The 3,328-nt window shown below is 45.3% G+C and carries 4 protein-coding genes; all 4 read right to left on the bottom strand.

All coding sequences use genetic code 11. From position 1 onward, the window contains the following. Nucleotides 1-166: 166 nt before the first annotated feature. Entirely contained in the window at nt 167-499 is a 333-nt protein-coding gene (locus A3GA_RS0110975; protein WP_018027451.1) for a hypothetical protein, read from the bottom strand. A gap of 23 nt (nt 500-522) precedes the next feature. Further along, nucleotides 523-1,722 carry a VENN motif pre-toxin domain-containing protein gene (locus A3GA_RS0110970; protein WP_018027450.1) on the bottom strand — a complete coding sequence of 400 codons (1,200 nt, stop codon included), beginning with the start codon at nt 1,720-1,722 and terminating at the stop codon, nt 523-525. An 86-nt stretch (nt 1,723-1,808) separates the two neighbouring features. Beyond that, the gene (locus A3GA_RS0110965; protein WP_018027449.1) at nt 1,809-2,180 is read right to left on the bottom strand and encodes a hypothetical protein; all 372 of its coding nucleotides are present in this window, start codon (nt 2,178-2,180) and stop codon (nt 1,809-1,811) included. Beyond that, a partial coding sequence (locus A3GA_RS11900) for a VENN motif pre-toxin domain-containing protein (protein WP_018027448.1) occupies nt 2,173-3,328 on the bottom strand: 1,156 nt, incomplete at its 5' end. The genes A3GA_RS11900 and A3GA_RS0110965, both read right to left, overlap by 8 nt.

The raw sequence follows: 3,328 nt of genomic DNA, 5'->3' as shown, positions 1-3,328 counted from the left end.
CCGCTAGCCGTGGTGCGCTCTTGACGATCTATGTCATTGCCAGACCCCATGCTACCACCCAGTGTGTGCGTGGTTTTCCCCTCGTCGCTTCGCGTCTGACCCTGCCAGCTAGAATTTACATCTACTGTTTCTGTTTAACTAGCTTTTTCAGGCACCAATTTCAGCCTTATTGTGAAGTCTCATTACTTTCATCAAAATAAGGCAACGAGCCCCTTCCAAAGAAATACAAAACAATCGTAAGTGTTAAAAGTATCAAGGCTCTTTTTAAATAAAGCGTAAATGAACCCAAGGCTAAAGAATTGATTATGTACAGCTCTATGAATGTCAACAAAAAACACATCACCCAAACTACATAACAAACCCTAAGCGTTTCTTTTGACACAAACAACCTGACAATCACTAAAGAAAGCCAACTATTAAGTCCGATAAACATGTGACTAATACCGGAAATACCATCACCCGAACCATCGGGCAACTCCTTGAACTTGATCTTTTTCATTCAGTACCATCTATTTTTTGAAATTACTGCCATAGGTTTTGCTTTTCCACTATGAGTGTGTCCTTTCTTTCTAATACCGTGCCACCAATTGCACTACTCACGCCACTGCCAAAAAAATAATTAACAACTTTGCCATTCCACTCAATGACTCTTCTATCGAAACCCTTTAAATCTAACACTCTAACAATTCTTTTAACATTTGCATCGACAAGCACGCCAAGCGTTAAATCATAAACCAAGTTTGATTTTTTATAATCCTCATCCAATACTAATGAGGTTCCAATACCACCAGCCACAGACTTAGCAGCCGGAATTCCATATCCTTTCAGGGAAGCCCTAGCCCAACCAGTACCACCAAGCAAAAACAACGCGGGTTCTGCTGCCCTAGCCAATTTCATATCCATTGAGTTATCAACACCGACTTGTTGGCGCGCTTTAAGATAAGCTTCTCCTACTCGCCCATCATCGATTTTTTGAGTAATAGGAATGGAGAGGATATATTGGACCTTATTTTCATCACCTTGTGCGATTTGTAAAAGTGCATTTTTCAAGAACTGACGCTCTCTTGGATTTAATGAAAAAGAATCCGCTTGATAACGCTCAATTAACTCATCAATGTAACCATCTTTTTGTACTAAATTAAGAAATTCTTTTGCCTCTTCCAAAGTGAAGCCTCGTTTAGCTCTCGCCTCAAAAGCATCTAAAAGCTCTTGACGTGTTTTATATTCTAATTCCGTTAATAAGTTATGCGCCACCGCATTTGACGCGGTTTGCCCGCCTTGAACGATACCGGCATGGCTACCTGAGCTTGCGCCCACCCCAGCACCCAAGAGCCCCGTGATAGCGCTCAGGGTGCTTTTCTCATCCGCAGTGAGAGCCTTTGCTTTTTTGCCGTAGAGGTATTGCGCTAAAAGCGGAGCGGCCGCCTCCGCAGTGATAGCAACGCCCGTTGCGCTCAGCATGTCGTTACCGCCTGCGGCAACCACCGCACCCGCTAACAGACCATGGGCGAGCAAGTGCGCGGCACTGCCTTCACCTGCACCATCCATCCCTTGATGGGTTTTAACATACTGACCAATGGCTTGCGCCACACTCGGACTGACACTGGCTGCGACAATACCAGAAACGCGATCGGTCGGCGCAGCTAAACCCGCCGCTAGGGCGCTCAGTAAGTCAGCGGTGTTTTCTAATGATTCGCGCTTGTTTAAGTACTCAACAAGCATTGAGTATCAGCATCTGTAATACTGAGACCTGTATATTTACACCGCTATGTGTGTTCGCCTGATCAGAGCGTTAAAAGTCTATTGCCCTACTTTGCGTCATCAGCAGGGCCGCACTTATCTTTCACTGTACGATCGTCCCCTACCTCTTTCGCATCCTCCTCAACCCATATTGGCAAATAGCGACGACCAAAAATCATAATGGCTAGCCAAAAAAAGAAGGCGCCAGAGTAGTCAAACTCCTCCAAATCAAAAAAGAACAGCCATGCAAACACTAACAAACCTAAATAAATCGTTAAACCAATCAACATCAAAACAATATAATAATGTATCTTTTTTATTTTTTTAAACAGCTTCCTGACTAAAAACACATAGAAACTAGCTACAGGCGTTATTAAAATATTACCCCACTGAGTCAAAGCATTGGCACTAGCATCATAATTCTTATTCCAATCAATCATGGTTTTTTCCTTGCTCTTTCTGACGCGAAAAATCTATAAGTGTTTTATTCCTGTCTCCTAAAGTATAGTCAAAAAAGCTAGAGACACCTGAGCCGAGAAAATACCCTTGAACTCTTCCATGATTGTTTAAAAAAATCTCAGTTTTTTTAGGCATTTCTTGAACTAAACCAATAGGTTGTGCTGCTTTTACTAAAAATTTGGTTGCCATATTATTCGATGCGCCTACCGTTAAATCACTGGCTAAATTTGAAACCTTATAGTCTGACTTAGCAAACCTGCTCACTACGAGGCTTTCCCCAATAGACATCCCAGCTGCCACGCCATACCCCTTCAAAAACGCTAATACTGCAGGGTTTGCCACTACTGCCGGAGCTTGTGTTATGCCGGCGAGAACAATCGGAGCACCAGCCCATATCAAAATACCATCAGTAACACCACTGTCATAGCCAACACCCGTTATATAATCGATCAACGCCTCTGTTATCTCCTCAGCAGTCGCCCCTTCACTGACTTTAAAATTAACTAAAGAAGCTGCTCTAGGCCCCCATTGGTTTACCCCAAATAATCCATTAAGATCAGACAACTGATTATGCTCCACCGCATTTGACGCGGCTTGCCCGCCTTGAACGATACCGGCATGGCTACCCGAGCTCGCACCCAACCCGGCACCCAAGAGCCCCGTGATGGCGAGCAGGGTGCTTTTCTCATCCGCAGTGAGAGCCTTTGCTTTTTTGCCGTAGAGGTATTGCGCTAAAAGCGGAGCGGCCGCCTCCGCAGTAATCGCAGCGCCCGCTGCGCTCAGCATATCGTTACCGCCTGCGGCAGCCACCGCACCCGCTAACAAACCATGAGCGAGCAAGTGCGCAGCACTGCCTTCGCCACCCATCCCTTGATGGGTTTTAACATGCTGACCAATGGCTTGCGCCACACTCGGACTGACACTGGCTGCGACAATACCAGAAACGCGATCGGTCGGCGCAGCTAAACCCTCCGCTAGGGCGCTCAGTAAGTCAGCGGTGTTTTCTAATTGTTCGCGCTTGTTTATGTACTCAACAAGGCTAACTTGACCCTTGTGATATTGCGCCTCTAGCTTATCAATGGCTTTGTTGAGTTCGTTTTTGGCGGTCTGCACATTCTGACTAAAGTCT

Origin of the sequence: Oligella urethralis DSM 7531 (assembly GCF_000372065.1) — a bacterium.
In the GTDB taxonomy this organism is placed as follows: domain Bacteria; phylum Pseudomonadota; class Gammaproteobacteria; order Burkholderiales; family Burkholderiaceae_B; genus Oligella; species Oligella urethralis.
Note: the sequence above shows the minus strand (reverse complement) of the source record. Positions and strands in the feature narration are given on the sequence as shown.